Below are 4,419 nucleotides of genomic sequence, written 5' to 3'. Positions count from 1 at the left end.
CGCCAGCGCTGTGCTGCCGTCGTGCGCGACCTGCACCTCGTGGCCCTCGATCTCGAGCAGCGCGGCCATGCTCTGCACCGCGTCGACGTTGTCGTCGACCAACATCAGGCGCAGCCTGCGCTGTGCCGGCGGCTGTGCCGCCGCAGCCTCGGCCGGCTGCGCTGCGCCGGGCTGCTCGTCGCGCGGCAGGCACACCGTGAAGGTCGCACCGCACCCGGCGCCGTCGCTGGCCGCATCGATCGTCCCGCCGTGCAGCCCGACCAGGTGCTTGACCAGTGCCAGCCCGAGGCCGAGCCCGCCCTGGGCGCGCTCGACGGTGCGCGAACCCTGCGAGAAAAGGTCGAAGATCTCCGGCATCAGCTCGGCGGCGATGCCGGCGCCGTTGTCCTGCACGACGATGCGGGCCACCTCGGCGTCGGGCTGCACAAGCAGCGTGATCTGCCCGCCCTCGGGGGTGTACTTCGCCGCGTTGGTTAGCAGGTTGCTCAGCACCTGGATCAGCCGCGCCCGGTCGCCGCGCACCTGCAGCACGCCGGGCGGCACGTCGACCTGCAGCGTGTGCCCGTACTGCTCGACCAGCGGGCGCACCTGTTCGACCGCCATGCGCACCACGTCGGCCAGCTGCAGCGGCGCCAGCTCGAGCGTGACCAGCCCGCGTGTCACGCGCGACACGTCAAGGAGGTCGTCGAGGATCTCCCTCATGTGCCGCGCCTGGCGCTCGATGATCGCAGTGGTGCGCAGCAGCCGCGGATCAGAGCCGGGCACACGTTTGAGCAGTTCGGCACCGGTGGTGATCGGCGCCAGCGGGTTGCGCAGCTCGTGCGCCAGCATCGCCAGGAAATCGTCCTTGCGCCGGTCGGCGACACGCAGTGCGTCGGTCAACCCAGTAAGCTTCTCGCGCTCGGCCGACAGCGTGGTGTGCTGCTCGCCGAGCCGGTCGAGCATGGTGTTGATCGAATGGGCCAGGCTCGACACCTCCAGGCTGCCGCCGACCGGCGCACGTTCGCCGCCCAGCCCGCTGCCGACGAAGCGATTCGCGAAGACACGCAACTGCTCGAGGTCGCGGGTCATCAGTCTGGCCAGCTTGGCGCCGACCAGCACCACCGTGCCGAACAGGATCGACGCGATCAACGCGATCCTCAGGTAGCCCGGCGCCAGCTCGGCGAGGGTGGCGGAGGCGTCATGCCCGCCGCGCACGCGAAAGTGCAGCGGCTCGAAGACCGGCGGCACCGGCACCGTCGCTGCGCCGGCATCGTCGATGGCGTCCGCGGCACGCGGGCCCCATTCGAGAGTCATCGCGTCGCCCAGCCGCAGGTCGGCCAGCGACACCTTGTAGAACAGCGCGCCTTCGGGTGAGGTCGTTCGCGCATAGTGCATCGGCGCGAGCGCGACCAGCGTACCGGCGTCCTGCGCCGACTTGAACACCGTCGCGCCGGCCCGGCCTTCGGCCAGTTCGACGCGCAGCCATTGCAGCTCGGCCTCGGCGAACTGGGCGACGCCGTTGCTGGCGATCTCCTGGCCCTCGAAGTCGGTGAACAGTACCTGCACCGGCACCCCGCTGATCTGCCGGATGCCGTTCAGGAACGGCGCCAGATAGGTCTCGCGCCCGGCGCTGTCGACCAGCCCGGTGGCCAGGATCGTGCTCTCGGCCATCTCGGTCATGCGCGAGGCCAGCGCGTTCAGGTCGTCGCCGACGGCTTCGGCGCGGTATTGCCGCTCGGTCGCAGCCAGCTGGCGCACCGCCTCGTCGTGTTCGCTGCTGATCAGCCGCCACGAGGCCAGCGTGATCAGCAGCAGCGCGGCTGCCGCCAACCCGGCCGCGGCGAGCGCGAAGCGCTGCGCGAGGCTGGTCGGTCGCAGTCGGGCCAGCGCACTCACCGGGCGACGGGCACCAGTACGCCGTCGGCGCGGTAGCGCGCCATCAGCAGGTCATCAACACCCAGCGCCTCGTGCCGGCCCGGCGCGAACGGCGGTGCGTAGCGCCGCACCAGGCCGTCGTGCGAGGGCACACGCTCGAGCGCATCGCGCACCGCCGCGCGCCGCGTGCTGCCCGCGAGGTCGATCGCCTTGGCCAGGATGTGGGTCATGTCGTAGGCGTGGGCCACGCCGACCGGGCTATCGATGTCTTCGATGCGGCGCACGCCGAAGGCGGCGGCGCTGGCCATGAAACGGTCGAGCTGCAGCTTGCGGGCGTTGAAGAAGCTGAAGGTCTGGATCACCGAAAAATCGACCTTCGCCAGCGCCGGCCCGGCCTCCTGGACGAAACGCCCGCCGGTGACCCCCCAGTGGCTGATCACGGGCACACGCTGCGCCGCCGGCAACGCCGCCATCTCGCGCACTAGCAGTGCCGCCTCGTCATCGTTGGCGACCAGCACGATGGCCTGCGCCCCAGCCTCGCGCAGCTTGCCGTACTGGCCGATCAGCGAGCGTTCCTGCCAGTTGTACCAGGAGGTACCGACAACCGCCGGGCTGTTCTGCGTCTGCTGGAAGCGCTCGACGGCCGCCAGGTTACTGCGTCCCCAGGCGGTGTTGGTCAGCAGCAGCCCGACGCGCAGCAGCCCGCGGCGCCTGGCCGATTCGAGCATGTACGGCATCGCCAGACCGTCGCGCAGCGACAGCCGGAAGACGTAGTTCGGCTGGCTGTCGTTGTCGACGATGACGTCGGCCGCCGACCACACCGCGATGAACAGCAGCCCGGTGCGCGTGAGCACCGGCAACTGCTCGATGACCACGGGGCTGAAACGCCCGCCGAATACCGCGACCAGCTCGGGCATCGCGGCGAACTCGCTGATGTTGCGGATTCCGCGTGCCGGGATCGAGCGATGGTCCTTGGTGACGATCTGCAAAGGCCGCCCGCCGAGCACGCCGCCGCTGTCGTTGATCTGCGCGACGGCGACGCGCATGCCCAGTTCGATCGCCTGGGCCGAGGTGCTGTTCTGCAGCCCGAACTCGCCGTCGATGCCGAGCAGCACCGGCGCACCGGACGGCGCCGCCCGCGCCAGCGCGGGCGCGGCGAGCAGCGCAAACAGGCGGCGGGAGAAGCGTCGCCGGTCGGTGAGGCGTACCAGCTCGTTCATCGGCAGTCCAGTGCAAACCAGCGGCGCAGTGCAGCCGGTTGGGTCCGGCACACTACCGTGGACCCGTGTGCCCGGTGTTCGGTGCATCTCCGCGTTGCGCGTTCGGTGCGTCGGTGCTGCATCGGCGGCATCAGACAGGTGAGCGGCCGCGCAGCAGCGCCTCGACCGTGTGGTGCACCGCCAGCTCCCGGCAGACTACGGCACGCACTCGATGCGGCGAACCAAGGCGACGCTGATCTATCGGCGCACAAAGAGCCTGCGGGCCGTGCAGTTGCTGCTCGGCCATTCCAAACTCGAGTCGACGGTGAAGTATCTCGGCATCGAGGTGGACGATGCCCATTTCCGAACAGGCAGACATCTGATCAACACGTCGTGCGGGCCGCCCGATAGGCAAATCGCGACGTGCCTACCTTCGGCGTTTCGAGCCAGCGCTCAGGCCGCTCGAGAAGCTGCAGGCGCTGGCGATCGGTGGCGCGGGCGCGGCGTTCGACGATCGAGGCGGTCATGGGGGTTCTCCGGCGGAAAAAGGGTCGTGGTCTCGCGGTCGCTATGCACCGGCAGCGCCGCGCTCGCGGCGCTGCCGTGAGTTTCGCGCAGCCCTGGGCCCGATGCTTGCTGCACTTGCTCGTTGCGCTCTCGGGCGGCCGGCATGCCAGTTGCCCCCTCGTGCCCTGCCGCGGTTCGGTTTCGGCGTGGGTCGTCCGCGGCGATGCAAGCAAGGGCGCCGATGTTGCTGACGAACCAAGCGCCGCTTCGAAAGCGCATACATGAACCTCGACATCAGCGAAGCCACTGAATCCCTGCAAGAGATGCTCAACGGCTTCATGACCATCGGTTTTGCCTTCCGGGACATCCTGCAGAACTTTCTGGCCGGCATCCTGCTGCTGCTCAATGAGCCCTTCCGCATCGGCGACCAGATCATGATGAAGGAGTTCGAAGGCACGGTGGAGGAAATTCAGACCCGCGCCACTTTCATCAAGACCTACGACGGCCGCAGGGTGGTGATCCCCAATGGCGACCTGTCCACCAATTCGGTCACGGTCAACACGGCACGCGACACGCGGCGACTGGAGTACGACTTCGGCATCGGCTACGGCGACAACCCAGCGCAGGCCAAGAAGCTCCTGCTGGACACACTGCAGGGACTGCCCGGCGTGTTGCAGGATCCACCGCCCGACGTGCTGGTGGTGGATCTAACCGAGCACAGTCAACATCCGCCTGCGCTGGTGGATCGAACCACCGCGTCGCTTCGACGTGCTGACTTCGCGTGACGCGGTCCTGGAAAAGGCCTTCGCGGCACTCAAGGCAGCGGGCATCGACATGCCTTTCCCCACCCAGCAGG

General features: G+C 68.9%; 4 protein-coding genes and 1 pseudogene. 2 read left to right on the top strand and 3 right to left on the bottom strand.

The genetic code is table 11. From position 1 onward, the window contains the following. Positions 1 to 1,878 (bottom strand): hybrid sensor histidine kinase/response regulator (locus H0W38_RS17335; protein WP_292456373.1); only part of this gene is annotated, 1,878 nt, incomplete at its 3' end. Beyond that, on the bottom strand, positions 1,875 to 3,077 hold the full coding sequence (locus H0W38_RS17330) for an ABC transporter substrate-binding protein (protein WP_292456371.1): 1,203 nt from the start codon (positions 3,075 to 3,077) through the stop codon (positions 1,875 to 1,877). The genes H0W38_RS17335 and H0W38_RS17330, both read right to left, overlap by 4 nt. A gap of 190 nt (positions 3,078 to 3,267) precedes the next feature. Here H0W38_RS17330 and H0W38_RS17325 point away from each other — a divergent pair. Beyond that, positions 3,268 to 3,439 (top strand): annotated as a pseudogene (locus H0W38_RS17325) (tyrosine-type recombinase/integrase); the annotation flags it as partial. On the opposite strand, the gene H0W38_RS17320 reads toward H0W38_RS17325, so the two are convergent. Then, positions 3,440 to 3,583 carry a hypothetical protein gene (locus H0W38_RS17320; protein WP_292456368.1) on the bottom strand — a complete coding sequence of 48 codons (144 nt, stop codon included), beginning with the start codon at positions 3,581 to 3,583 and terminating at the stop codon, positions 3,440 to 3,442. A 261-nt stretch (positions 3,584 to 3,844) separates the two neighbouring features. Here H0W38_RS17320 and H0W38_RS17315 point away from each other — a divergent pair, with 261 nt between their 5' ends. After that, positions 3,845 to 4,348 (top strand): mechanosensitive ion channel domain-containing protein, encoded by a 504-nt coding sequence (locus H0W38_RS17315; protein ID WP_292456367.1) that lies wholly within the window; start codon positions 3,845 to 3,847, stop codon positions 4,346 to 4,348. Positions 4,349 to 4,419: the final 71 nt, after the last annotated feature.

It is taken from the genome of Methylibium sp. (assembly GCF_013817365.1).
Classification (GTDB): Bacteria; Pseudomonadota; Gammaproteobacteria; order Burkholderiales; family Burkholderiaceae_C; genus Methylibium.
The sequence above is the reverse complement of the archived record's forward strand: the minus strand, read 5'-3'. Positions and strand labels throughout refer to the sequence as shown.

What these genes read in the sequence shown, in the direction of transcription:
- H0W38_RS17330 (WP_292456371.1), bottom strand. Translation starts at nt 3,077, where the DNA reads ATGAACGAGCTGGTACGCCTCACCGACCGGCGACGCTTCTCCCGCCGC.
- H0W38_RS17320 (WP_292456368.1), bottom strand. Translation starts at nt 3,583, where the DNA reads ATGACCGCCTCGATCGTCGAACGCCGCGCCCGCGCCACCGATCGCCAG.
- H0W38_RS17315 (WP_292456367.1), top strand. Translation starts at nt 3,845, where the DNA reads ATGAACCTCGACATCAGCGAAGCCACTGAATCCCTGCAAGAGATGCTC.